Source organism: Aeromicrobium terrae (assembly GCF_008039565.1).
GTDB classification, from domain to species: domain Bacteria; phylum Actinomycetota; class Actinomycetes; order Propionibacteriales; family Nocardioidaceae; genus Aeromicrobium; species Aeromicrobium terrae.
Genome location: NZ_VDUX01000004.1, coordinates 273,071 through 297,694, shown reverse-complemented (window position 1 = coordinate 297,694; position 24,624 = coordinate 273,071). Strand labels below are relative to the sequence as shown.

At 70.0% G+C, this 24,624-nt stretch carries 25 protein-coding genes; 13 read left to right on the top strand and 12 right to left on the bottom strand.

Features of this window, described 5'->3' with window-relative positions:
• Window positions 1–45 precede the first annotated feature (45 nt).
• The 6 genes from FHP06_RS10500 to FHP06_RS10475 are packed head-to-tail and all read right to left on the bottom strand — an operon-like array spanning window position 46 to window position 6,688.
• Window positions 46–1,095: a TIGR03617 family F420-dependent LLM class oxidoreductase gene (locus FHP06_RS10500; RefSeq protein ID WP_147686504.1), complete on the bottom strand. Its 1,050-nt coding sequence runs from the start codon at window positions 1,093–1,095 to the stop codon at window positions 46–48.
• Window positions 1,092–2,183 (bottom strand): acyl-CoA dehydrogenase family protein, encoded by a 1,092-nt coding sequence (locus tag FHP06_RS10495; protein ID WP_147686503.1) that lies wholly within the window; start codon window positions 2,181–2,183, stop codon window positions 1,092–1,094. Before FHP06_RS10495 ends, FHP06_RS10500 begins: the two co-directional genes overlap by 4 nt.
• Window positions 2,180–3,172: an acyl-CoA dehydrogenase family protein gene (locus tag FHP06_RS10490; RefSeq protein WP_147686502.1), complete on the bottom strand. Its 993-nt coding sequence runs from the start codon at window positions 3,170–3,172 to the stop codon at window positions 2,180–2,182. The genes FHP06_RS10495 and FHP06_RS10490 overlap by 4 nt, the downstream gene beginning before the upstream one ends.
• The gene (locus FHP06_RS10485; protein WP_147686500.1) at window positions 3,169–4,314 is read right to left on the bottom strand and encodes an acyl-CoA dehydrogenase family protein; all 1,146 of its coding nucleotides are present in this window, start codon (window positions 4,312–4,314) and stop codon (window positions 3,169–3,171) included. The genes FHP06_RS10490 and FHP06_RS10485 overlap by 4 nt, the downstream gene beginning before the upstream one ends.
• On the bottom strand, window positions 4,311–5,162 hold the full coding sequence (locus FHP06_RS10480) for an enoyl-CoA hydratase (protein ID WP_147686498.1): 852 nt from the start codon (window positions 5,160–5,162) through the stop codon (window positions 4,311–4,313). The genes FHP06_RS10485 and FHP06_RS10480 overlap by 4 nt, the downstream gene beginning before the upstream one ends.
• On the bottom strand, window positions 5,159–6,688 hold the full coding sequence (locus tag FHP06_RS10475) for a FadD3 family acyl-CoA ligase (RefSeq protein ID WP_147686496.1): 1,530 nt from the start codon (window positions 6,686–6,688) through the stop codon (window positions 5,159–5,161). Before FHP06_RS10475 ends, FHP06_RS10480 begins: the two co-directional genes overlap by 4 nt.
• Before the next feature lie 118 nt (window positions 6,689–6,806).
• Here FHP06_RS10475 and FHP06_RS10470 point away from each other — a divergent pair, with 118 nt between their 5' ends.
• The 8 genes from FHP06_RS10470 (at window position 6,807) to FHP06_RS10435 (ending at window position 14,764) form a co-directional block, all read left to right on the top strand.
• A complete protein-coding gene (locus tag FHP06_RS10470; RefSeq protein WP_187271891.1) occupies window positions 6,807–7,964 on the top strand; it encodes an acyl-CoA dehydrogenase family protein in 1,158 nt (385 codons plus the stop codon).
• Window positions 7,965–7,969: 5 nt separating this feature from the next.
• On the top strand, window positions 7,970–8,764 hold the full coding sequence (locus tag FHP06_RS10465; protein WP_147686722.1) for an SDR family oxidoreductase: 795 nt from the start codon (window positions 7,970–7,972) through the stop codon (window positions 8,762–8,764).
• On the top strand, window positions 8,757–9,350 hold the full coding sequence (locus FHP06_RS10460) for a TetR/AcrR family transcriptional regulator (protein WP_147686492.1): 594 nt from the start codon (window positions 8,757–8,759) through the stop codon (window positions 9,348–9,350). The genes FHP06_RS10465 and FHP06_RS10460 overlap by 8 nt, the downstream gene beginning before the upstream one ends.
• Window positions 9,343–10,491 (top strand): acetyl-CoA C-acetyltransferase, encoded by a 1,149-nt coding sequence (locus FHP06_RS10455; RefSeq protein WP_147686491.1) that lies wholly within the window; start codon window positions 9,343–9,345, stop codon window positions 10,489–10,491. The genes FHP06_RS10460 and FHP06_RS10455 overlap by 8 nt, the downstream gene beginning before the upstream one ends.
• A 670-nt stretch (window positions 10,492–11,161) precedes the next feature.
• Window positions 11,162–12,619, top strand: coding sequence for an NAD(P)/FAD-dependent oxidoreductase (locus FHP06_RS10450; RefSeq protein WP_147686490.1), 1,458 nt, complete (start codon window positions 11,162–11,164; stop codon window positions 12,617–12,619).
• Window positions 12,616–13,710 carry a hypothetical protein gene (locus tag FHP06_RS10445; RefSeq protein ID WP_147686489.1) on the top strand — a complete coding sequence of 365 codons (1,095 nt, stop codon included), beginning with the start codon at window positions 12,616–12,618 and terminating at the stop codon, window positions 13,708–13,710. Before FHP06_RS10450 ends, FHP06_RS10445 begins: the two co-directional genes overlap by 4 nt.
• Window positions 13,710–14,324, top strand: a complete 615-nt coding sequence (locus FHP06_RS10440; RefSeq protein ID WP_147686487.1) for a TetR/AcrR family transcriptional regulator — start codon at window positions 13,710–13,712, stop codon at window positions 14,322–14,324. Before FHP06_RS10445 ends, FHP06_RS10440 begins: the two co-directional genes overlap by 1 nt.
• A gap of 5 nt (window positions 14,325–14,329) precedes the next feature.
• A complete protein-coding gene (locus FHP06_RS10435) occupies window positions 14,330–14,764 on the top strand; it encodes an SRPBCC family protein (RefSeq protein ID WP_147686485.1) in 435 nt (144 codons plus the stop codon).
• A 491-nt stretch (window positions 14,765–15,255) separates the two neighbouring features.
• On the opposite strand, the gene FHP06_RS10430 is transcribed toward FHP06_RS10435, so the two are convergent.
• Both FHP06_RS10430 and FHP06_RS10425 read right to left on the bottom strand, forming a co-directional pair.
• Entirely contained in the window at window positions 15,256–16,017 is a 762-nt protein-coding gene (locus FHP06_RS10430; protein ID WP_147686483.1) for an SDR family oxidoreductase, read from the bottom strand.
• Entirely contained in the window at window positions 16,014–17,540 is a 1,527-nt protein-coding gene (locus FHP06_RS10425) for an NHL repeat-containing protein (protein WP_147686481.1), read from the bottom strand. Before FHP06_RS10425 ends, FHP06_RS10430 begins: the two co-directional genes overlap by 4 nt.
• Before the next feature lie 47 nt (window positions 17,541–17,587).
• Between FHP06_RS10425 and FHP06_RS10420 the strand changes: the two genes are divergently transcribed.
• From FHP06_RS10420 to FHP06_RS10405, 4 genes are all read left to right on the top strand, one after another.
• Window positions 17,588–18,148, top strand: coding sequence for a TetR/AcrR family transcriptional regulator (locus FHP06_RS10420; RefSeq protein ID WP_147686479.1), 561 nt, complete (start codon window positions 17,588–17,590; stop codon window positions 18,146–18,148).
• Between the two features lie 90 nt (window positions 18,149–18,238).
• Window positions 18,239–19,327 (top strand): ferredoxin reductase, encoded by a 1,089-nt coding sequence (locus FHP06_RS10415; protein WP_147686477.1) that lies wholly within the window; start codon window positions 18,239–18,241, stop codon window positions 19,325–19,327.
• A gap of 19 nt (window positions 19,328–19,346) precedes the next feature.
• Window positions 19,347–20,540, top strand: a complete 1,194-nt coding sequence (locus tag FHP06_RS10410) for a fatty acid desaturase family protein (protein WP_147686475.1) — start codon at window positions 19,347–19,349, stop codon at window positions 20,538–20,540.
• Entirely contained in the window at window positions 20,537–20,869 is a 333-nt protein-coding gene (locus FHP06_RS10405) for a hypothetical protein (protein WP_147686473.1), read from the top strand. Before FHP06_RS10410 ends, FHP06_RS10405 begins: the two co-directional genes overlap by 4 nt.
• Here the strand turns inward: FHP06_RS10405 and FHP06_RS10400 are convergent.
• Window positions 20,866–21,780 (bottom strand): esterase/lipase family protein, encoded by a 915-nt coding sequence (locus FHP06_RS10400; RefSeq protein ID WP_147686471.1) that lies wholly within the window; start codon window positions 21,778–21,780, stop codon window positions 20,866–20,868. The genes FHP06_RS10405 and FHP06_RS10400 overlap by 4 nt on opposite strands.
• Window positions 21,781–21,853: 73 nt before the next feature.
• Here FHP06_RS10400 and FHP06_RS10395 point away from each other — a divergent pair, with 73 nt between their 5' ends.
• A complete protein-coding gene (locus tag FHP06_RS10395; protein ID WP_147686469.1) occupies window positions 21,854–22,393 on the top strand; it encodes a dihydrofolate reductase family protein in 540 nt (179 codons plus the stop codon).
• On the opposite strand, the gene FHP06_RS10390 is transcribed toward FHP06_RS10395, so the two are convergent.
• The 3 genes from FHP06_RS10390 to FHP06_RS10380 all read right to left on the bottom strand — a co-directional run bounded on the left by FHP06_RS10390 (window position 22,390) and on the right by FHP06_RS10380 (window position 24,579).
• Complete coding sequence (locus FHP06_RS10390) at window positions 22,390–23,544, bottom strand: HNH endonuclease (RefSeq protein WP_147686467.1); 1,155 nt, start codon at window positions 23,542–23,544, stop codon at window positions 22,390–22,392. The two genes, FHP06_RS10395 and FHP06_RS10390, sit on opposite strands and share 4 nt — an antisense overlap.
• 106 nt (window positions 23,545–23,650) lie before the next feature.
• On the bottom strand, window positions 23,651–23,989 hold the full coding sequence (locus FHP06_RS10385) for a hypothetical protein (protein ID WP_147686465.1): 339 nt from the start codon (window positions 23,987–23,989) through the stop codon (window positions 23,651–23,653).
• On the bottom strand, window positions 23,986–24,579 hold the full coding sequence (locus FHP06_RS10380; protein WP_147686463.1) for a dihydrofolate reductase family protein: 594 nt from the start codon (window positions 24,577–24,579) through the stop codon (window positions 23,986–23,988). The genes FHP06_RS10385 and FHP06_RS10380 overlap by 4 nt, the downstream gene beginning before the upstream one ends.
• Window positions 24,580–24,624 lie beyond the last annotated feature (45 nt).

Sequence of the window (24,624 nt, the reverse complement as noted above, 5' to 3'; positions counted from 1 at the left end):
TCGGTTCTCCGGGCGAATTAGTCAATTCGGCAACGGTCGAACCTCTCAGATTCCAGTGACTGGGAGCCCCGGCCTAGGAAGTCGCCGTTCGCGCGCATCCGCGACATCAATGGGTAGCTTTGGGATCGTCTTGTACGGCAGTGAGAGGGTAAGCCGATCGGCAAGGCCGGTGAAGCGGTCGACCAGCGCGGGACCGGCGGTTGCGACGTCGCCGACGACGGCGAAGGTGTTCAGGACCTCCTCGTCGATGAGGTCGGCGAGCTCGGACCAGCGGCCTGACTTCGTGAAGGCGTGGGCCTGGTCGTGGAGGTCGCCCCAGCCGTGGTGGTCCAGCACCGGCTTGTACGCCGGGGTGGACGCGTAGAAGCCGATCTGCTTGCGGGTGCCGGCGATCGCGTCGGCAAGGGCCTCCTCGGTGTGGCCGGTCGCCACCATCGCCATCGTCGCGATCTCGAACTGGTGGTCGCCGCGGCCGGCGCGGGCCTCTGCCAGCGCCGGGATGGTGACGTCCTCGAGGTAGCTGCGGGAGATGAGAGGGTGGGTGATGATCCCGTCGCCGAACGTCCCGGCCGCCTTCACCATCAGCGGGCCGACGGCGGCGATCCAGACGCGCGGGGCGTCGAAGCCCAGCGGGCCGGGGTTGAACAGCGGCGGCATCAGGGTGTGCGAGTAGAAGTCGCCCTGGAAGTCCAGCGGGTCGCCGGTCTGCCAGGAGTGCCAGATCGCCTTCAGCGCCGCGACGTACTCGCCCATCCGCTTCGCCGGCGCCGACCACGGCATGTCGTAGCGCCGCGTGATGTGCGCCTTGATCTGCGAGCCGAGCCCGAGGATCGAACGGCCGCCGGAGAGCTGGTGCAGGTCGTAGGCGGAGTAGGCCATCGACATCGGCGAGCGCGCGAACGCCAGCGCGATGCCCGTGCCGACCTCCAGTCGCTCCGTGCTCGCCGACGCCAACGACAAGGTGATGAACGGGTCGTGAGCGCCCTCCGGCACGAAGAGCCCCTTCACCGCACCGCGACGCTCGACTTCCGCCGCCATCTCCGCCGCGCCCGACGGGGCGCCGTGGAAGGAGATGTCGACCGCCGGCGTCGTCATGGGATGAGCGCGGCGCGCTGCTCGTGCGGGGCGCCGTAGAGGCGGCTCAACGACTGCGCGCGTTTGAGGACGAGGTGGGCGTCGTGCTCCCAGGTGATCGCGATGCCGCCGTGCAGCTGGATCGTCTCGGACGCGACGTGCAGCGCCGCCTCGCTGCAGTAGGACGCGGCGGCCGCGGCGAGGCGGTCGGCGTTGGGCGTCCCGTGGACGTGGGCCTGCACCGCGGCCCAGGCGCCGGAGCGGGACATCTGCACCTTCACGAGCATGTCGGCCATCCGGTGCTTCAGGGCCTGGAACGAGCCGATCGGGCGGCCGAACTGCTCGCGCTCCTTCGCGTACGCGACGGTCATGTCGAGGCCGCGCTGGGCGCAGCCGACCTGCAGTGCCGCCGTCGCCAGCATTCCCACGCGGTGGGCGGCGGCGAGGGCTTCGGTGGCGTCCATCGAGATCGGGTCGGCGTCGACGTCGGTGAAGTCGAGCGTGGCGAAGCTGAGGGTCGGGTCCATCCCGGCGAGCGGGGTGCGGGTCAGGCCCATCGCCTCGGGATCGACGCTGAACAGGCCGACGCCGTCGTCGTGCTTGGCTGCGACGAGGAGGAACTCGGCCACGTCGGCGTGGAGGACGGGGGTGGCCGTGCCGCTCAGGGCTCCGTTCCACGTCACGTCGCCGGTGGCGAGAGTGGCGGTCGTTCCTTCGGCGATGCGGGGGAGGAGCTGGGCTGCGAGCGACTCTGATGTCGCTTCGGTCGCTGGCGCTCCCTCCCGGGACTCCGTCCCTAGCGACCGAGAATCCGTCGCTTCGGTCGCTGGCGCTCCCTCCCGCGGCTCCGCCGCTAGCGACCGTGATGCGACGACAGTGGAGAGGAGTGGGGACGGTGTCAGGGCGTAGCCGAGCTCTTCGAGCACCACGTAGGTCTCGGCGAGGGTGAAGCCGGCGCCGCCGTGCTCCTCGGGGATAGTCAGGGCGGCCGCGCCGATCTGGTCGCACAGCGCGAACCAGGTGTCCTCGGGGGACTTGCCCTTCTGCAGGAGCTGCCGGACGGACGTGGCCAGCTCCTCGTGCTCCCGGGTGGGGACGAGGTCGGTCATCGGGAGTCCAGCAGCTCGGCGAGCAGGGTCTCGCGGTGGTACGCGGGGGTGCCCCAGGCGCTGATCAGAGCACGGATGCGCAGGAGCCAGCGGCTCAGGTCGTACTCGGCGGTGTAGCCGATCGCGCCATGCACCTGCAGGCCCACACGGGCGGCCAGGTGCGCCGCCTCCGCGCACTGGATCTTCGCCGCCGAGACCGCGCGCAGCGTCGGGTCCACCGCGGCGCCGTAGACGAGCGGCCGGGCGAAGTCGAGCGCGATGCGCACGTCGGCCAGCTGGTGCTTGATCGCCTGGTACGACCCGATCGACCGGCCGAACTGCGTGCGCTGCTGCACGTAGGTGACCGAGTCGTCGAGCACCCGCTCGGCCGCGCCGAGCAGCTCGGCCGACGTCGCCAGCACCGCCATCACGAACGCTCCCTCGAGCGGACGCTCGACGCCGGTCTTCGGCATCGGCGCGCGGTCGTCGTGCACACGCGCGGACATCAGGCCGTCCGGCGCGGGCTCGACGCGGGCGAGGCGACGGCTCGCGTCGATCGACGTCACCACGTCCTTCACCTCGCCTCGGTGCAGCCGGCCGTCGACGACGACGTAGCGCCGCTGCGCCTCCGCGGCGTCCACCGCGTACGGGACGAGCGGCGGGACGGCGAGCGACGCCATCGTGCCCTCGACGATCTCCTGTCGGTCCTTCCCGTCGAGCGCGACGGCGAGGAACGCGGCCGACTCGATCCACGGCCCGGGCACCGCGTGCCGGCCGAGCACCTCGAACGCGCAGGCCAGCTCCACCGGGCTCGCGTCGAGGCCGCCCTCGGACTCCGGAACCAGCAGCGCGGGCACACCCATGTCGGCGATCCGCTTCCACAGGTCGAAGCCGGGCTCGGTCTGCCCCACCGACCACGCGCGGTTCACCGCGACCGGGTCGGACGACGCGATCAGCCCGTCCAGCGTCGACATGAAGTCGCGCTGGTCAGACGTCAGCTCGAACCTCATCCGCGCGGCTCCCTCGGAAGGCCGAGGATCCGCTCGGCGACGATGTTGCGCTGGATCTCGTTCGTGCCCGCGTAGATCGGGCCGGACAGCGAGAACAGGTAGCCGTCGGTCCACGGTGACTCGACCTCGGCGTCGGGCCCGAGCAGGTCGAGCGCCGTCTCGTGCAGCGCGACGTCCAGCTCGCTCCACCACACCTTGTTCACCGAGCCGGCCGCGCCCATGTCGCCGCCGTCGGCGAGGCGGGTCACCGTGCCCCAGGTGTAGAGGCGGTAGGCCTCGGCGCGGACCCAGGCGTCGACGACGTCGGCGGACTTGGCAGTCCTTTCGACAGGCTCAAGGACCGTGGAGTACAGATCCAGGAGACGGTCGGCGGCGGCGCAGAAGCGGCCGGGCGAGCGCAGCGACAGGCCGCGCTCGTTGCCGGCGGTGCTCATCGCGACACGCCAGCCGTCGCCGGGCTCGCCGAGCACGTCCTCGTCGGGGACGAAGACGTCGTCGAAGAAGATCTCCGCGAAGCCGGCCTCGCCGTCGAGCTGGGCGATGGGCCGGACGGTGACGCCGTCGGCGTCGAGCGGGAAGCAGAAGTAGGTGAGGCCGCGGTGCCGCTCGGCCTCCGGGTCGGAGCGGAACAGGCCGAAGCCCATGTGCGCGTACGCCGCGCGTGACGACCACGTCTTCTGGCCGTTCAGCCGCCAGCCGCCGACGACGCGTCGGGCGGTGGAGCGCAGCGACGCGAGGTCGGACCCGGCCTCCGGCTCCGACCACGCTTGCGCCCAGATGGTCTCGCCGGTGGCCATCGACGGCAGCCAGCGTCGCTGCTGGTCGTCGGTGCCGTGGTCGAAGATGATCGGCGCGAGCAGGAAGATGCCGTTCTGCGAGACGCGGCCGGGCGCGCCGGCGCGGTAGTACTCCTCCTCGAAGATCACCCACTCCACGAGCGACGCCTCGCGGCCGCCGAACTCCTCCGGCCACGAGACGACGGAGTAGCGGGCGTCAGCGAGCTTCCGCTCCCACGCCTGGTGCGCCTCGAAGCCGTCGGCGGTGTCCATCGACGGCAGCGGCTCGCGGGGGACGTTCGCGGACAGCCAGGCACGGGCCTCGTCGCGGAACGCCTCCTCCTCGGGGGAGAGGTCGAGATTCACCCGTTCTCCTTGTTCTTCTCGGCCATCTTCTTGGCGTCCAGTCCGCCCAACGAGTCGTCGGACGTCTCGGCGTTGTGTGCGTGGGCGAAGTGGTGCAGCCCGAACACCGAGTCCATGCCGGCGCGCAGGCCCTGCAGGTCCTCGGCCTGGTTCACGGCCTTCTTGGTGAGCGCCAGGCCGAACCGCGGCATCTGCGCGATGCGGCCGGCCATCGCCATCACGGTCGACTCGAGCTCGTCGGCCGGCACCACCTGGTTGACCATGCCGAGCGACAGCGCGCGCTGGGCGTCGAACCGGTCGCCGGTGAACAGGAACTCCTTGGCCGCGCGCGGGTTCATCACCCACGGGTGCGCGAAGTACTCGACGCCCGGGATGCCCATCCGCACGACGGGGTCGGAGAAGAACGCGTCGTCGGACGCGACGATGAAGTCGCACGACCACGCCAGCATCAGGCCGCCGGCGATGCACGCGCCGTGCACCATCGCGATCATCGGCTTGGGCACCTCGCGCCAGCGGCGGCACATGCCGAGGTAGACCTCCGACTCGCGGGCGAAGCGCAGGTCGCCGCCCTCCTTGTCGGTGTGGTCCCACCAGATGACGGCCTTGCGGTCGAAGGTCTGGTCGACGTCGCGGCCGGGGGTGCCGATGTCGTGGCCGGCGCAGAAGTGCTTGCCGTTCCCGGCCAGCACGATGACCTTCACGTCGTCGTCGTCGGTGGCGCGCTGGAACGCCGCATCGAGCGCGTAGGTCATCTTGGAGTTCTGCGCGTTGCGGTACTCCGGCCGGTTCAGCGTGACGCGGGCGACGCCGTCGACGACCTCGTAGGTCACCACTTCTTCTTCGCTCATGCGTCGCTCCCCTCACTTGAATGACGGAGTTCGTTCTTCAGCACCTTGCCGGACAGGTTCCGCGGCAGGGTCTCGACGAACTCAACCCCTCGCGGCGCCTTGAAGTTGGCCAGCCGCTCGCGCGCGAACGCGATGACGGCGTCCGCTTCGAGGCTCTCGTCGCGGCGGACGACGAACGCCTTGCCCACCTCGCCGAGCCGCTCGTCGGGGATGCCGATGACGGCGACGTCGACCACGCCGTCGAGCCGCATCAGCGCCTGCTCGACCTCAGCCGGGTACACGTTGAAGCCGCCGCAGATGTACATGTCCTTGAGGCGGTCGGTGATGCGCAGGTAGCCGCGCTCGTCGAGCACGCCGACGTCGCCGGTGTGCAGCCAGCCGTCGGCGTCGATGGCCTCGGCGGTGGCCTCCTCGTCGTCGAGGTAGCCGAGCATGACCTGCGACCCGCGCAGCAGCAGCTCGCCCTCCTGCCCGGCCGGCAGGTGCTCGCCGGTCTCGGGCTCGGCGATCGCGGTCTCCATGCCGTCGATCGCGCGACCGCAGGTGGTGGCGATGGTCTCGTCGCTGTCGCCGCGCCGGCACATGGTGGCGACGACGCACTCGGTCATGCCGAACGCGGTGATCACGAGGTCGAAGCTCAGCTCGGTCTGCAGCCGCTCCACCAGCGCGACGGGCACGTTGGCCGCGCCGGTGTTGGCGAACCGCAGCGACGACGTGTCGGTGCTCGCGAACTTCGGCGACTCGAGCAGGCCGAGGAAGATCGCCGGGGCGCCGGGCACCATCGTGATCCGCTCGGACGCGATGAGGTCGAGCGCGGCGTCGGCGTCGAACACCTGCATCGGGTAGAGCGCGCAGCCGTGCAGCAGACCGACGAGGATGCCGACCTTGTAGCCGTAGGAGTGGAAGAACGGGCTGATGACGAGGTACCGGTCGTCGCCGGTGACCTCGCCGACGGCGCTCCAGCTCGCGGCCGCCGCGACGGTCTGGCGGTGCGCGCTAAGCACGCCCTTGGGCCGGCCGGTGGTGCCGGAGGAGAACAGGATGTCGGCGATGTCGTCGGGACCGACGGCGTCGGCGGCCGCCTCGACCCGGGCGAGGTCCTGCGCCTCGGCGGCGAGGGCGTCGAGGCCGGCGAGGTCGAGGATCGGGGCGCTCGGCTTGAGGGCGCGGAGGTCGGCGATCTGGGTGCGGCCGAGGAACCCGTCGGCGACGACGACCACGGCGGCGTTCGTGCGCTCGACCAGGTCGGCCACCTCGTGCGCGGTGTAGCGGGAGTTGGCCGGCACCAGCACGCCGCCGCCGTAGGTCGCGGCGAGCCCGGCGACCACCCACTCGATGCTGTTGGGGGCCCAGAGCACGACCCGTTCGCCGGGGGTCACGCCGTGCTGGCGGTAGACCGCGGCCGTGCGCCGGACGGCGTCGTGGAGCTCGGCGAACGAGAGGGAGCGGCCGTCCATGACGAAGGCCGGGTCGTCGCCGAACTGCTCCGCGGCGCGGCGGACGAGCCCCGGAACGGTGTCGCTCACGATTCCTCCAATCCTGCGCCGACGTGGTCTCGATACGCCCGCTCGTTCCTCACGGGCTACTCGACCACCGGGGCGAGGGCGTATCCCAAACAAGCAATTGCTTGGTAGGCTACCGCATGTGAGCGCTGCCGACGACACCTTCCGCGAGGAGGTGCGCACCTGGCTCGCCGAGCACCTCGTCGGCGAGTGGGCCGAGCTGCGCGGCGTCGGCAGCACCGGCGACGGCGAGACCGCGTACGAGGAACGTCGCGCCTGGAACAAGCTCCTCGCCGAGCACGGCTGGACCTGCCTCGGCTGGCCCGAGGAGCACGGCGGCCGCAACCTCAGCCTCGCGCAGCAGGCGATCTTCCACGAGGAGTACGCCCGGGCCGACGCGCCCGAGGGCGTCAACCACCTCGGCGAGCAGCTGCTCGGGCCGACGCTCATCGCGTTCGGCACCGACGAGCAGAAGGCGCGCTTCCTCCCCACGATCCGCACCGTCGACGAGCTCTGGTGCCAGGGCTACTCCGAGCCCGGCGCCGGCTCCGACCTCGCGGCCGTCAGCACCAAGGCCGTCCTCGACGGGGACGAGTGGGTCATCGACGGCCAGAAGGTGTGGACGTCGTGGGCGCAGAAGTCCGACTGGATCTTCGTGCTCGCCCGCACCGAGCCTGGGTCGTCGCGGCACCAGGGGCTGTCGTTCCTGCTCGTGCCGCTCGACCAGGAGGGCGTCGACGTCCGCCCGATCAAGCAGATCACCGGCGGCCACGAGTTCAACGAGGTCTTCTTCACCGGCGCCCGCACGGCCGCCGACCTCGTCGTCGGGGAGCCCGGCGACGGGTGGAAGGTCGCGATGGCGCTGCTCGGCTTCGAGCGCGGCGTCTCGGTGCTCGGCCAGCAGGTCGGGTTCGAGCGCGAGCTGAACGACTTGATCGACCTCGCCCGCAGCAACGGCGCCCTCGGCGACCCGGTGCTCCGCGATCGGCTGGCCGCGCAGAGCGCCGAGTTCGAGGTGATGCGCGTCAACGCCATCCGCTCGCTCACCGCCGCGACGCCGGGTGCCGACAACGTCGCCAAGCTGGTGTGGGCCACCTGGCACCGCCGCCTCGGTGAGCTGGCCATGGACGTCCGCGGCAAGAGCTCGCTCACCACGCAGAGTGCCGAGTACGACCTCGACCGCTGGCAGAACCTCTACCTCTTCTCCCGCGCCGACACGATCTACGGCGGCAGCGACGAGGTGCAGAAGAACATCCTCGCCGAGCGCGTGCTCGGCCTCCCCAAGGAGCCCCGCCCGTGAGTGTGATGCGACCCGAGCAGTCCACGCCCGACTACGTGCCGGGTCACGACCTGCTGAAGGGCAAGGTCGTCGTTGTCACCGCGGCGGCCGGCGCCGGCATCGGTGCCGCCGTGGCCCGACGCGCGCTCGAGGAGGGTGCGAAGGCGCTGGTCATCAGCGACACCCACGAGCGTCGGCTGGCCGAGGCACAGGAGGCGCTCGGTGCAGAGTTCGGCGCCGACCGGGTGCACTCGCTCGTCGTCGACGTCACCGACGAGGCGCAGGTGCAGGCGCTGCTCGACCTCGCCGACGAGCACGGCGGCGTCGACGTGATGATCAACAACGCCGGCCTCGGCGGCACCGCGGACGTCCTCGAGATGACCGACGACGAGTGGTCGAAGGTCCTCGACATCACGCTCACCGGCACCTTCCGCTGCATCCGCGCCGCCGGCACCCGGATGCGCGACGCCGGCACGAAGGGCGTCATCGTGAACAACGCGTCGGTCATCGGCTGGCGGGCGCAGGAGGGCCAGGCGCACTACGCCGCGGCCAAAGCCGGCGTCATGGCGCTCACCCGCTGCGCTGCCCTCGACGTCGCCCCGCACGGCATCCGCGTCAACGCCGTCGCCCCGTCGCTGGCCATGCACCCGTTCCTCGCCAAGGTCACCAGCGACGAGCTGCTGGCCGAGCTCAAGCAGCGCGAGGCGTTCGGCCGGGCCGCCGAGCCCTGGGAGGTGGCCAACGTGATGGTGTTCCTCGCGTCCGACTACTCCACCTACCTGACCGGCGAGGTCGTCTCCGTGAGCAGCCAACATGCCTGAGGCTTCGACGACGACGCGCCGCGACGAGCTCCTCGCCATTGCGGGGAAGCTGTTCGCCGAGCGTGGGTTCCGCAACACCACGGTGCGCGACATCGCCGACGCGGCCGGCATCCTCTCCGGCTCGCTGTACCACCACTTCGACTCCAAGGAGTCGATGGTCGACGAGCTGCTCGACACGTTCCAGCAGCAGCTCTTCGACCAGTACGACGAGATCGTCGCGAGCGACCGCTCGCCGCTGGAGAAGCTCGACGCCGTCGTGCGCGCGTCGTTCGCCGCGATCGACGCGCACCACAGCGAGGTGGCGATCTTCCAGAACGACGCCGACTTCCTCGCCACGTTCGACCGGTTCGCGTACCTCATCGAGCGGAACAAGCGCTTCCAGAAGCTCTGGACCGGGCTGCTCCGCGAGGCCGTCGATGCCGGCGAGCTGCGCGCCGACCTGGACGTCGAGCTCGTCTACCGCTTCCTCCGCGACACCGTCTGGGTCGCCGTCAGCTGGTACCGCCCCGGTGGCGAGCTGTCGGCCGACGAGGTCGCCACTCAGTACCTCTCCATCCTTCTCGAAGGGATCGCCTCACATGGCTGAAGCATTCATCATCGACGCCGTCCGCACGCCGGTCGGCAAGCGCGGCGGCTCGCTCGCGTCCGTCCACTCCGCCGACCTCGGCGGCCACGTGCTGAAGGCGCTCGTCGACCGCACGGGCATCGACCCCGGCGCCGTCGACGACGTCGTCATGGGCTGCTGCGACACGATCGGCTCGCAGGCCGGCGACGTCGCGCGCACCGCGTGGCTGGTGGCCGGGCTGCCCGACCACGTGCCCGGCGTGACGATCGACCGCCAGTGCGGGTCGTCGCAGCAGGCGGTGCACTTCGCCGCCCAGGGCGTGATGTCCGGGACGCAGGACCTCGTCGTCGCCGGCGGCCTGCAGAACATGAGCGCCATCCCGATCTCCGCCGCGATGCTCGTCGCCGACCAGTACGGGTTCACGACGCCGTTCGCCGAGTCACCCGGCTGGCTCGCGCGGTACGGCGACCAGGAGGTCAGCCAGTTCCGCTCCGCCGAGATGATCGCCGAGAAGTGGGCCATCAGCCGCGAGGACATGGAGGCGTTCGCGCTGGCGTCGCACCAGCGGGCACGGGCCGCGATCGCCGACGGCCGGTTCGAGTCGCAGATCGCGCCCGTCGGCGACTTCGCCGTCGACGAGACGCCGCGGGAGACGTCGCTGGAGAAGATGGCGGCGTTGCAGCCGTTGGCTCCCGGCGGCCGGATCACCGCCGCCGTCGCGTCCCAGATCAGCGACGGGGCGAGCGCGATGCTCGTCGCGTCGGAGCAGGCGGTGAAGGACCACGGCCTCACCCCGCGCGCCCGCGTCCACCACCTCTCGGTCCGCGCCGACGACCCGGTCTGGATGCTCACCGGCCCGATCACCGCGACGCAGCACGCGCTGACGAAGGCCGGCATGAGCGTCGACGACATCGACCTGTTCGAGTGCAACGAGGCCTTCGCGTCCGTCGTGCTGGCCTGGATGCAGGAGCTCGACGTCCCGCACGAGAAGGTCAACGTCAACGGCGGCGGCATCGCGCTCGGCCACCCGATCGGCGCCACCGGCACCCGCCTGATGACCACCCTGCTCAACGAGCTCGAGCGCACCGGCGGCCGCTACGGCCTCCAGGTCATGTGCGAAGGCGGCGGCCAGGCCAACGTCACCATCCTCGAGCGCCTCTAGCCCGGTCATTGAGCCTGTCGAAATGACCTGAGACCTTTCGACAAGCTCAAGGTCCGTGGCTCGCCTCAGCCTCGGTGGTCGAGTAGCGGAGGCCGCCTGCGGCCGACGCGTATCGAGACCACGTCCGACGCCAGGTGGTCTCGATACACGCAGCTCGCTGGCGCTCGCGGGCGCACTCGACCGTGGTTCGCCTCAGCCTCGGTGGTCGAGTAGCGGAGGCCGCCTGCGGCCGACGCGTATCGAGACCACGTCCGACGCCAGGTGGTCTCGATACACGCCCAGCTCGCTGGCGCTCGCGGGCGCACTCGACCACCGGTCATTGAGCTTGTCGACATGACCTTGCGTCACGTCCTTTCGACAAGCTCAAGGACCGTGGTTCGCTTCAGCCTCGGTGGTCGAGTAGCGGAGGCCGCCTGCGGCCGACGCGTATCGAGACCACGTCTGACGCCAGGTGGTCTCGATACACGCCCAGCTCGCGGGCGCACTCGACCACCGGTCATTGAGCTTGGCGAAATGACCTTGCGTACGTCCTTTCGACAAGCTCAAGGACCGTGGCTCACCCCAGCCTCGGTGGTCGCCGACGCGTATCGAGACCACGGCCGTTGACAGGGTCGGGCAACCTCCCTACATTCATACACACGCGGAAAATCTGTATGAATGAGGTGCGCCGATGCTCGGCAGGTCAGCGGTGGTCCTCGGGGGAAGCGTGGCGGGGCTGTGCGCCGCCGGAGCGCTCGCGCGGCACTTCGACGAGGTGGTCGTGCTCGAGCGCGACGTCCTCCCGCCGGACGCGCAGCACCGGCGCGGCGTGCCCCAGAGCAAGCACCCGCACTTCATGCTCAACAGCGGCCGGCGCGCCATCAACGAGCTGTTCCCCGGGTTCGAGGACGACCTGATCGCCGGCGGCGGGATGCTGCTGAACCCGTCGCTCGACGCCGCCTACCTCAACGAGGACGGCTGGGCAGCGCGCAAGGCGTCGGCGATGACGATGATCTACACGTCCCGCGTGCTCATCGAGCGGGTGCTGCGCGACAAGGTGCGAGCGCTGCCCAACGTGACGATCCGCGAGGACGTCACGGTGCAGGGACTGGACCTCGACCAGGGGTCGGTCACCGGCGTGCTGCTGCAGCAGGGCTCGGACCTGCAGGAGCGGATCGCCGCCGACCTCGTCGTCGACGCGCTCGGCCGCGGGTCGTCGGTGATGTCGTGGCTCGCCGAGAAGGGGTGGGCCGAGCCGCCGGTCAAGACGCTCGACGCGAAGGTCACGTACATCTCGCGCTGGTACGACCTGCCGTCCGAGGAGGAGCGGCCGGAGTCGTGGTGGTGGAAGCACATCGTGATCATGCCGACGCTCGACCCGAGCCCGGACAAGCCCGACGAGCACTCCTACCTCTCCAACTTCTTCCCGATCGACGGCAACCGCGCCATCGCCTGCATGGGCTCGTGGGGCCTGGACATGCCGCGCACCGTCGAGGACTTCACCCTCTCGGCCAAGCGGCTGCGCACGCCGCTGTTCGCGGCGGCGATGGAGCAGAGCACGCCGACGTCGGAGGTGCACCTGACCCGCTCCACCGGCAACGTGTGGCGTCGCTTCGACAAGGTCAACGGCCCGGCCGGGCTGGTGTTCGTCGGTGACTCGATCTGCGCGTTCAACCCGTTCTACGCGCAGGGGATGAGCTCGGCATCGATGTCGGCCGTGCTGCTCAAGCAGTCGCTGGAGAAGGTGCCGACGCTCGACCGCGGCTTCGCCCAGCGGTTCACCAAGGACCAGGTCGCGCTGCTCAAGGTGCCGTGGACGATGGCGATGGCGCGCGACCAGGGGTACGAGTGCGGCGAGGGCACCGAGACGGTGTCGCGCTGGCGGCAGCGCCTCTCCACCTACGCCGGCGGCAAGGCGTTCCAGCTCATCACCAGCGCCGCGCGCGAGGACGACGTCATCGACGAGCACTTCGCCAAGGTCTTCAACCTCGACGAGTCGCTGGGCGACATGTTCCGCAGCCCGCGCGTCCTCTACGGCCTGGCCCGCCAGGTGGTGCGGTCCAGGCTCGGGCGCACGACCATCCCGTACGGCTTCGACCCGATGCAGGACCCGCCGGCTGACGACTACACGCCGAAGGCAGCCTCGTGAGCGCCACCTGCGACGACGCCGCCGACGCCCTGACCCAGCAGCTCGGCTTCAGCTGCCACGACGTGAGCACCGTCGTCTCGGTGCGGGACCCGTTCGACCTCTACAGCTGGACCCAGCCGGTGCTCGAGGTGCTGATCATCGGTGGCGCGATCTTCGCGCTCGTCCACGCCGTGCGCCGCTACCGCCAGGGCGACCCGATCAACCTCGCGCTCTGGTTCGCGTCGCTCTGCTACCTGGCCGTCACCGAGCCGCCCCTGTACTTCCCGGAGTGGTTCGGCCTCGACGACATCTACGGCTTCATCTTCGCCCACAACGAGTTCACGGTGCAGTTCATGTACGACCGGCTGCCGCTGTACATCGTGGCGTTCTACCCGGCGATCACCGCGCTCGCGTACGAGGTGGTGCGCGGGTTCGGGATCTTCGCCCGGCGCGGCCCGCTCGTCGGCGCCGTGTGCGTCGCGTTCGTCTCGCAGGTGTTCTACGAGATCTTCGACCACCTCGGCCCGCAGCTGAAGTGGTGGGCATGGAACGACGACAACCAGGACGTCAGCCACCCGATGTTCGCCTCGGTGCCGATGACGAGCATGCTGCTGTTCGCGTCGGTCTCGCTGGCGTTCATGACCTACCTCGTGCTCCGGCTGGTGGGCGACGGGAAGCAGCGGTCCGGCGGGTCCATCGCCTGGCGCACCGTCGTGGCCGGCGTGCTCACTCCGCTCGGCATGCTGGTCGGCGGCATCCCGTCGGGGATCTTCGGCGGCGACTCCCCGAACCACACGGCCCAGGCGTGGGTGATCGGCATCGAGCTCGGCCTGGTGTGGCTGGTCGGCGGCTGGCTGCTGTTCCGCGACGCGCGCGAACCGGCGACCGAGCCGCTCAGCCGGTTCGCCGCGATCTTCCCGGCCGCGTTCCTCGTGGCGCACGCCGTGTTCTGGCTGTCCGCGCTGCCGGACTTCCTCGACGCGGCGGACGGCCTGACGGTCGAGGGCACCCCGATCGGCAGCGGCTGGTACGTCATCGCGTGCTTCGTCGCGTCGACGGCCGTGCTCGTCGCGCTGTACCGGACCCGGCGGCGCGTGCCGGTGACCGCCTGATGGGGCACCACGGCTGGCAGGGCGACCCGCCGCGCACCGAGGAGCTGGCGCGCGAGCGGTTGATCGACGCGGCGACGCGGTGCATCGCGCGGATGGGGGTGCCGAAGACGACGCTGTCCGACGTCGCTGCCGAGGTGGGCGTCACCCGGCAGACCGTCTACCGCTACTTCCCGAACCTGACCGACCTGCTCACCGCCGTCGCGGAGACCGGCGCCGCCGACTTCGTCGCCCGGATGGAGGCGCACCTCGCGTCGGCCGAGACGCCGCTCGACGTGTTCACCGAGTCGATGCTGTTCTCGTTGCGGGAGATCCCGAAGGACCCGCGAATCGGCATCCTGCTCGAGGCCGACGACCAGAGCCTGTTCGGCCACGGCGTCACGTCGGCCGTGGGCGTCGAGCTCGGCTCACGGATCCTGCGGAACCTCTCGCTCGACTGGTCGGCGTTCGGCATCGGCGACGACGAGCTCGACGACCTCGCCGAGCTGATGATGCGGCTGATGGTCTCGTTCCTGCAGCACCCGCCGGCGACGCCGCGGTCGCCCGACGAGCTCCGCGCGTTCGTCGGTCGCTGGCTGCAACCCGCCCTCGGGACCCGCGTCAGCGGAGTACGGTGACGCGCGTGGCAGTCAGCGGCAGCAGTGACATCGACATCGACGCGACCCCTGAGCAGGTCCTGGACGCGATCGCGGCGGTCGAGGACCTCCCCGAGCGGTCCGGCTCGCACCAGTCGGCGGAGGTCGAGTCGCGGCACCCCGACGGACGACCCAACCGTGTCCGCGCGAAGGTCAGCGCCGCCGGGATGAGCGACGAGGAGGTCACCGACTACACGTGGGACGAGCCCGGGTCGGTGTCCTGGACTCTCGTCTCCAGCTCGTTCCAGTCGAAGCAGAACGGCGCGTACACGCTGACCCCGTCCGGCAGCGGCACCCACGTGCACCTCGACCTCGAGGTCGACGTCAAGGTCCCGCTCCCCGGCTTCATCCTCAAGCGCGTCCTCAAGGGCGCCCTCGACACCGGCACCAAGGGTCTGAAGAAGTACGTCGAGTCCCGCTGACGCAGCTCGGTGGTCGAGTGCCTCCGCGAGCGCCAGCGAGCTGGAGGTGTATCGAGACCACTTGACGCCAGGCGTGGTCTCGATACGCGTCGGCCGCGGGCGGCCTCCGCTACTCGACCACCGAGGCTGAGGCGAGCCACGGGCCTTGAGCTTGTCGAAAGGACGTGACGCAAGGTCATGTCGACAGGCCCAATGACCGGTGGTCGAGTGCGCCCGCGAGCGCCAGCGAGCTGGAGGTGTATCGAGACCACCTGACGCCAGGCGTGGTCTCGATACGCGTCGGCGACCACCGAGGCTGGGGTGAGCCACGGGCCTTGAGCTTGTCGAAAGGACGTGACGCAAGGTCATGTCGACAGGCCCAATGACCGGTGGTCGAGTGCCTCCGCGAGCGCCAGCGAGCTGGAGGTGTATCGAGACCACTTGACGCCAGGCGTGGTCTCGATACGCGTCGGCCGCGGGCGGCCTCCGCTACTCGACCACCGGTGGGTGGGTCACGGGTTCATGATCGCGTCGGTGCCGCCGTCGGCGTAGACGACGGAGCCGACCATCAGGCTGCTGGCGTCCGACAGCAGGAAGCCGATCAGGGCGGCGATCTCCTCGGGGCGGCCGGGGCGGGCGACGGCGGTGGGGTAGACGTCGGCGAAGACGCCGAGCTCGGGGTCCTCGCGCAGCTGGTCCGTCATGGGGGTCGCGATCATCCCGGGGGCGACGGCGTTGAGCCGGATGCCCTGGCCGATCCAGTCCTCCGTCACGCCCTCGCGCCGGGCCCAGCGGGCGAGTGCGGCCTTCGTCGCGGGGTAGACGTGGACGGCTTCGGTCTGCGCGGCGTCGGCGCGGGCGGCGGCCTCGTCGTCGGCGAGGCAGAGGTCGGCGACGGACTCGCGCCAGCCGGGCTGGCAGGTGATCGAGTTCGACGCGAGCAGCACGACGCTCGCGCCGTCGGCCGCGGCGAGCTGCGGCCGCAGCCCGCGCACCAGCTCGACGGCGCCGAAGTAGTTCACCGACACCACGAGCGCCGGGTCGACCCCGGTCAGCCCGGCCACGCCGGCGCACGGCACGACGCCGTGGACGACGTCGGTCAGCTCCTGGACGGCGGCCACCGCTTCGCCCCGTCCCGCGACGGTCGAGAGGTCGGCGACGACGTCGGCGTCACGCTGGTCGACGGTGATGACGCGGTCGCCCTGGTCCCGGAGCAGCGCCGTGGTCGCGGCGCCGATCCCGCTGGCGGCACCGCTGACGACGACCGTCCTCATCCGTCGGAGATCCGGACGAGGCCGGCCAGGGTGGCGATGTACGCGACGCCGCGCTTGCCGAGGTAGATCGCCGCGTAGTGGTTGTTCCACTGGATGCCCGTACCGGTCAGCCGGCTCCAGACGGTCTTGCCGGTGCGGATGTCGATCGCGGTGAAGTACCAGGCGTCGAACAGGTTCGGCAGGCCGTTGAGGGTCGCGGGCTTCGTGTACGCGTAGAGCAGCCCGTTGCCGAGCGACGCCTTGGCCACCGAGCTGGGCGCGATGGAGTCGTTCGTCCACGCCACGTGACAGCCGTCGTCGTCGACCATGACCCGCGCGAGACCGGGCGTGCTGGTCTTGCCGAGGATCGTGCTGACCGGACCGTCGTACCCGTAGTTGTTCTCGATGATGAACGAGTTCCCCGCGGCCACGAGGCTGTTGTCGGTGGTGCCGGCGTTCGGGGCGAGCGTCGGCTGCGCGCAGTGGAGCCGGTTCGCGACGCCGACGCGACGGTCGTAGACGAGCACGTTGGTCTGCGGGTCGGCGTTGTCGTTGATGGCCACCCACCGGTCGCCGAGCAGCGTCGGCGTGGTGCCGGACCCCTGCGACAGGTTGCCGGTCTTCAACCGGGTGCCGCGGTCGTAGACCTCACGCCACGTGACGGCCGGGACGTCATTGGCGTCGGCGTCGAGGCGGTAGAGCGCGTGGGTCGAGACGACGTACATGCCGCCGTCCTCGTCGGTGGCGACGGAGTTGGTGACCTCCTCGCCGGCCGGCAGGTGCATGGCCTGCACCGCGCCGGTGGTCCGGTCGAGCGTGCCGACGACGCCCTGCTGCGTGAAGAACCAGAGCCGGCCGTCCCAGTCGGGCATCGTCGCGATCAGGCAGTCGCCGGACGGCACGACGCTCTTGAGCGACCACTCCTGCTGCTTCACGAGCTTGCCGGTGAACGGGACCTTGATCTTGAGGATCGACCGGTCGGCCGTGGTCGGGTAGGCGACGTTGTCGTCATCGAGGAAGAAGTAGGTGCCGCCGCAGATGTCGGTGAACGGGTTGGCGCTGGTGAGCAGGTTGCGCGCCGACGTGCGCATCTCGGAGATCGGCTTGAGCGTCCGCGGGTTGATCACCATCATCGAGAAGCCCTCGAGCCCGCCGCACAGGCCGACGATGCGACCGCGCGAGTCGAACGCGATGGTCGCGCACTCACGCACGCCGTACGACGCGGACTTGATCTTCAGCCGCCGCCCGAGCGGGCCGCTGACCTTGTAGGCGTCGGAGGCGTACGCGTCGTTGTGCATCGAGTTGGTGTCGTTGTTCGACAGCCACGGGTTCTGTGGGTTCACCGGGCTGGCGAGCGGCTGGCGCGTCGCGGCCTTGCCGATGAACGAGGGGACGAGGAGGTCCGTGGGCAGCGACGGGATCGGCAGCCCCTTGATCGCCGGGATCGGCGGGAGGCTGAGCGACGGACTGTCGTCCGCTGACGACGGGCTGGCGAGGGAGAGGGCCAGCAGCAGGCCGGTGGCCACGGCGAGGGCTCGACGCATGTCCGGGAGTGTAACCGTCTGGTTACAGTTCTGGGTAGGCTTTGCGCATGACGAAGCCTCGGGGTCGCGAGCAGGTTCGCTCCGCTGTGCTGACCGCCACCAGCGCCCTGGTCGCCGAGCGCGGGCCGGACGGCTTCTCGGTGCGCGACATCGCCGCCCGCGCCGGCGTCAACCACGCGCTGGTGCACCGGCACTTCGGCACGAAGGCCGACGTGCTCGAGCAGATGCTCGCGGCCGACGCCGACGCGGTGGTCTCCGCCGTCGTCGAGTCCGGGCTGCCGACGAGCGGCGAGGCCGGCGCCGATGTCGTCGCCGAGCTGCTCGACCTGCTGGCCGCGCGCCCGTCGTACTGGCGCACCCTCGTCCACGCCGTGCTCGACAGCCCGGAGGCGGCCGTGCCCGGCACCGCGTCGACGACCGAGCTGTTCTCCGGACTCTGGCGCGACGCGGAGGGCGAGGGCGCGGTGTCCACCTCGGTCGCCGGCGTCACCGTGCTCGGCTGGCTGATCTTCGGCGAGTTCATGGCCGACGCCACCGGCGCCGATGTCGTGGACGTCCGGCGCGCGATCGCCGAGCAGGTCTCGAGCCTGATCTCCGGCCCCTCCTAGGACGAGATCCGCTCTCGGTTTGCTGCCTCCGGACTCCGGTGTGACGGTGGATGTAACGGCTAGTTACAGACATCGTCCCGAGGAGGTCGCGTGGCGGAACCGCTCATCGAGAAGTCCACGCTGCTCAAGCGCGTCCGGACCGCCGGCAAGGCACTCACGACGCCCTTGTCACCCGACGACTACCTGAAGCTGCTCAATCCGCTGTGGACCGCGCGCGAGCTGCGCGGCCGGATCGAGGAGGTCATCCCGGAGACCGACCGCGCGTCGACGATCGTGATCAGACCCGGGTGGGGATGGCGGTTCGACCACCAGCCGGGCCAGTACATCGGCATCGGGGTCGAGGTCGACGGGAAGTTCCACTGGCGCTCGTACTCGCTGTCGTCCGAGCCGACGCGGAGCGGGGGCACCGTCAGCATCACCGTCAAGGCGATGCCGGAGGGCTTCCTCTCCGACCACCTCGTGAACGGCGTGAAGCCCGGCACGATCGTGCGGCTCGCGGCACCGCAGGGCAACTTCATCCTGCCCGACCCGCCGCCGGCCAAGATGCTCTTCCTCGTCGGCGGCAGCGGCGTCACCCCGGTGATGTCGATGCTGCGCACGATGGCGCGACGCCAGTCGATGCCCGACGTCGTGATGGCGTACTCCGCCCTGCACGAGGACGACATGATGTTCCGCGCCGAGCTGCGGTCGTTGTCGGAGGAGCAGGACGCCTTCACGCTCTACGAGCGGTTCACCGAGGCCGACGGCATCCTCACGCCCGACCAGCTGGACGACGTCTGTCCGGACTGGAAGGAGCGCGAGACCTGGGCGTGCGGGCCGGCGCCGATGCTCGATGCGACCATCGAGCACTACGAGGAGCACGACCTGCGCGACCACCTCCACGTCGAGCGCTTCACCCTCAACCTCGACGCCGACGGCGAGACCGGCGGCACCGTGACGTTCGGCGTCGACGGGCCGAGCTTCGAGGTCGACGGCGCCACGACGCTGCTCGAGGCCGGCGAGGCGAACGGCATCAACATGCTGTTCGGCTGCCGCATGGGCATCTGTCACACCTGCGACGTCCCGCTCGCCGAGGGCAAGGTCCGCGACCTGCGCAGCGGCGAGGAGCACGACAACCCGCAGCAATACATCCAGACGTGCATCTGCGTCCCCGTGGGCGACTGCACGCTCGAGCTCTAGACCAACCCAAGGATTCTTCATGGCATTTTCCGACGTGCGCGAGTACACCCACCTCACCGACGAGGAGGTGGAGGCGATCGGCCGCGAGCTCGACCAGATCCGCAAGGAGATCGAGGAGTCGCGCGGCCAGGCCGACCGCGACTACATCCTGCGGATCATCAAGATCCAGCGCCGCCTCGCCGCGGCCGGCCGCATCACGCTGTTCGCGAGCTTCTTCCCGCCCGCCTGGCTGCTCGGCACCGTGATGCTCGGCTCGGCGAAGATCCTCGAGAACATCGAGATCGGCCACAACACGATGCACGGCCAGTGGGACTGGATGAACGACCCGGAGATCCACTCCAGCAACTGGGAGTGGGACACCACGCAGCCGGCCGAGCAGTGGAAGCACTCGCACAACTACATCCACCACCAGTTCACCAACGTCATCGGTCACGACAACGACATCGGCTACGGCATCCTGCGCATGACGCGCGACCAGAAGTGGCACCCGGTCAACCTCGGCCAGCCGGTCTACAACGCGCTGCTCGCGCTGTTCTTCGAGTGGGGCGTCGCGCTGCACGACCTCGACATCGGCGCCATCCGCAAGGGCGAGAAGAACCCGAAGGTCCTGAAGCGTCAGCTCAAGCAGATCTACAAGAAGGTCGGCAAGCAGGCGCTCAAGGACTACATCGTCTACCCCGCACTGACCGGCCCGTTCTGGCTGCGCACGCTGACCGCGAACGCCACCGCCAACCTGATGCGCAACGTGTGGGCGTACCTGGTGATCTTCTGCGGCCATTTCCCCGACGGTGCCGTGCACTTCACCGAGGAGGAGCTGGAGGACGAGACCCGCGCCGAGTGGTACCTCCGCCAGATGCTCGGCTCGGCGAACTTCGAGGGCAGCAAGCTGACGCACCTGATGTCCGGTCAGCTCGGCTACCAGATCGAGCATCACCTGTTCCCCGACCTGCCGAGCAACCGGTACGCCGAGGTCGCGGTGAAGGTGAAGGACCTGTGCAAGCGCTACGACATCCCGTACACGACCGGCCCGCTGGGCCGTCAGTACATGCAGGTGCTGCGGACGATCATGAAGCTGTCGCTCCCGGACAAGCTGACCAGCCACGACCCGCCGCCCACCGCTCCCCGCGGCGAGCAGCGCGGCCGTCGCCTGAAGGACGAGGAGCGCCCCCGCGCCCGCTCGGAGCTGGGGCACTGGTCGAGCTCGGCGGCATGACGACGCAGCTCTTCGCCCAGCAACGCGACGACGGGACCGTCGACGCCGGCGTGGTGAAGAAGCGCGCCATCCAGTGCGCTCTCAGCCGGATCTGCGGCAGCTGCGGAAAGTCCCTGACGTGGCCGGTCGCGTTCGTCGGCTCCGCGGAGGAGGCTGCAGCGCTGCTGTTTGCCTTCCCGCCGCTGCACCCGTCGTGCGCGGAGGAGCTGCTGCGCGACGCCCCCGGCGAGCAGGTGCTCGTCCGCACCGGCGGCTTCGAGCTCGTCCGCCCCACGCGTCGCGGCGACCCGGTGTCCTTCCGCCCGAACTCGGTGATCGAGGACGACTAGAGCCCGCCGATGAACGGCAGGGTCAGCGTGCAGCGGATCGGCCGCGGGTGGGCCGGGTCGAGGGCGTTGAGGACGTAGAGCGTCGCGTTGCGGTCGGCGGCGATCTCGAAGTGCTCGGTGTAGTCGAGCTTGCAGCCGTCCTGCAGGACGATGTTCGTCATCCCGTCCTCGATGCCGCTCGTGTAGGGCCGGACCAGCTCGTCGTACTTGGTCATGATGTTGACGTAGGTGACGCCCGGGACCGCGGCGCCGCCGTCCTGGATCTCGCTGATGAAGCTCGAGCCCGGGTCCATCTGGCCGCACGCGGCGCAGAGCGGGACCGCGTCGGGGTCGAGGTTGAACAGCTTCGTGAGCTGCGGCAGCACCGGGATGCTGGAGCCGTGCCAGAGCGGGGCGAGCGAGATGTACGAGCCGACCTTCGACGCGCCGCCGAGGAACTTCACCCAGTAGTTGGGCATCAGCGTGCCCTGGGAGTGGCCGACGAGGTCGACCTTCGTGGCGCCGGTCGCGGCCAGGACCTCGTCTACGAAGTCCCCGAGCTGCTGGGCGCTGATCCGCATGTCGCCGAGCCCGCCGAGCGCGCTGACCGGGTACGGGGCCTTGAGCGCGCCGTAGGTCAGGGCGAAGACGCAGTAGCCGTTGTTCTTCAGCAGCGGTCCGTACGTCTGCCAGTTCGTCGCGCGGTTGCCGAAGGTTCCGTGCACGAGCACGACCGGCCGCGGGTGCTCGGCGGTGGGCTTGCACGTCCAGTCGTTCGTTCCGCGTGCATCCGCGTTCGGTGCGCCGCCGAAGAGCGCGTTCGGCAGGAAGCTGTACGGAACCGGCAGCGGCTCGGCCGACGCCGGCGCCACGGGTGCGACGAGGGCGAGGCTGGCCAGCAGGGCGGTGACGAGGACGAGGGCGCGGCGCATGAGGCCTCCTGGTAGAACGCGTTCTCACTGTAGAACGAGTGACCGGCCCGGACGTGACGACTAGCCTCGCTCCATGCGGCCGCTTCGATACTCGATCAACGTCACGCTGGACGGATGCTGCGACCACCGGGAGGGCATGGTCGACGCGGAGATGCACCAGTACTCCGAGCGCGGCGTCGAGCAGGCCGACGCGCTCATCCTGGGGCGCATCACCTACCAGCTGATGGAGGACGGCTGGCGAGACCCGTCGCCGGACATGCCCGACTGGATGGCGTCGTTCGCGCCGATCATCACCGAGACGCCCAAGTACGTCGTGTCGAGCACGTTGGAGAGCGTCGACTGGAACGCCGAGCTCGTGCGCGGCGACCTCGAGACCGCGGTGCGGGAGCTCAAGGAGGAACCGGGCAACGGACTGGCCACCGGCGGCGTCACGCTGCCGACCGCCCTGGCCGAGCTGGGGCTCATCGACGAGTACGACGTCATCGTGCACCCGCGCATCGCCGGCCACGGCCCGTACCTGTTCGGAGGCCTGTCGCGGGTCGTCGACCTGCGGCTCGTCGACCGGACCGAGTTCACCTCCGGTGCGGTGGTGCTGAAGTACGTGCCGCGCTAGCCCGTGAGCTGGAGCTGTCCGGTGTGGACGAGGGTGTGGCATTTTCGACACAACCCGATGAGGTTGTCGAGGTCGGTGGGGCCGCCTTGTGACCACCATCGTTCGTGGTGGAGGTGGGCGATGGGGTGGTGGCATCCGGGGGAAGCGCACACGCCGCCTTGTCTGAGGCGGATGGCCGTGGCCTGCTTGAGGGTGGCGTAGCGCTCGGTGCGGCCGACGTCGAGGACCTCGGTGTTGGCGCCGATGGTCTTGATGAGGATCGGGGTGATCTCGGCGCCGCAGAGGAGGTGGTCGAGGAGCTGGGGTCCGATCGGGCCGAACCCTTCGAGGTGCGCCGGCTTCAGATCCAGGTCCAAGGCGCGGGCGGCGGATTCGTCGGCCATGGCCTGCAATGTGTCGGCCTCGACGGTGACGAAGACGTGCGGCTTGGTGCCGTTGTCGGCCGGCAGACCGTTCGCCAGGACGCTGGTGCAGACGTCGTCGAGGGCATCCATCCGGCGCTCGGCCGGGCTGCGCTCATCGCCGGCGTCACGCGGGACGGACAGGTTGGTCAGGATCGTCTTGAGCTTGGCACCGGTCTCCACGTCCAGGAAACCCGTCACGTGCCAGCCGTCGCCGCAGCGGGTGATCTTGAGGTCGCGCTTGGCCATCCCACGCAGCCAGGCCTTGTCCAGGTCCTCGCCGTGGATCACGGCCTTGGCCTGACGGACCTTCGCGAACAGCTCACCGGGCGTGACAGTCTTCGCCACGTCGAGCAACGGCTCGGCCAACGCGATGGTCTCAGCACGCCCGACGTGCTTGAGCGCGAACGTGAACGCCTGGACGTGCTCGAAGCTGATCTGGCTCGCCCGAGCCGCCACAGCCACCGCCGGCAGATCCCGGAACGTCGACGCGGCACGCACCATCGCAGCCGTGCGACCGGCGTCCTGGTGCAGCTCACGGCGACCCCACGTCCGGATCGACGACGCACCCTCGTCCTCGTGCGCCTTGGTCTGGTCCATCTCGGCCAGCCGCTCGCACATCGCGGCCTCGATCGCGTCGCGTGCGGCGGCCAGGGCCCGGAGCTCGTCGGCGGTGGAGACCGCCACCGACGTCATCGCCCGCGCTGCGTCACGCATCGCCGCGATGGTGGTGGTCGTTCCCCCGAACATGCTCCCACTCTACTCGAACGAGCGTTCGAATACCAGTGGAAAACCCTGTGGCTTCAGGGTTTTCTGCAGGTCGCGCTAGCACGCGCCACCGACAATCACGGGGCGATCACCCGGGAATCGTGTCCCCCGGAAACCCGACGCAGGGGTGGACCTCGACGGTCATCATCCCGGCCTGGACACAGGGGTCGGCGGCCATGATCTCGGTGGCCTCGTCGACCTCCTTCGTCATCACCGCGACCCCGGCCAGGGGCCCGGACGGCACCGGACACAGGACGGCGATGGTGCCGTCGAGGTGCATGCCGATCATGCGGCGCTGGTGCTCGCGCTCGATCGCGTCGGCGCCGTCCTGGTGCCGGCCGTCGGCCCAGGAGAGGAGGGCGACGCTGAACGGCTTGGCCGTCGCGGCCAGCTGCTGGATCTGCTCGTCGGTGGCCATGGTGCTCATCGCTGGACCTCGTAGTGCAGGTGAGTGACGCCGGGCGCCGGGACGACCTCGAGGATACGCAACCGGACGTGCTCGGGAAGAGCGTTGAAGAACCGCCGGCCACTGCCGAGCAGCACCGGGATCTGGTGCAGCACGATCTCGTCGACCAGACCGGCCTCGACGGCCGCGGTGACGAGCTCGCCGCCCATCAGGCCCACGTCCTTGCTGCCGGCGGCCTCCTTGGCCGCCGCGACCGCGTCCTCGATGCCGGACGAGACGAACGTCTGCCGGTCGCTCGACATCGGCGCCGGACGATGACTGAGGACGACGACCGACGCCGTCGGGTGCGGTCCGCCGCCGCCGAAGCCCTCGGAGTCGTCGTAGGTCTTGCGACCCATCAGGCTGGCGCCGACCCGAGCGGCGAGGGAGTCGAACAGTTCCGCGCTGCGTGCGCTCAGGCGGAAGCCGTCGAAGACCTGGCTGGGGACGTCGCCGTCGCCGTACCAGTCGAAGAGCATCCCCGCGTCGCCCAGGCCGTGACCGGGTCGCGGGTCCTTGCCCGTGATGAAGCCGTCGACCGAGACCGACAGTCCTGCGATGACCTTGCTCATGATCGTAGTTCCTTCCGAGTTCCTTCAAGAGACTCCAAGACCGTA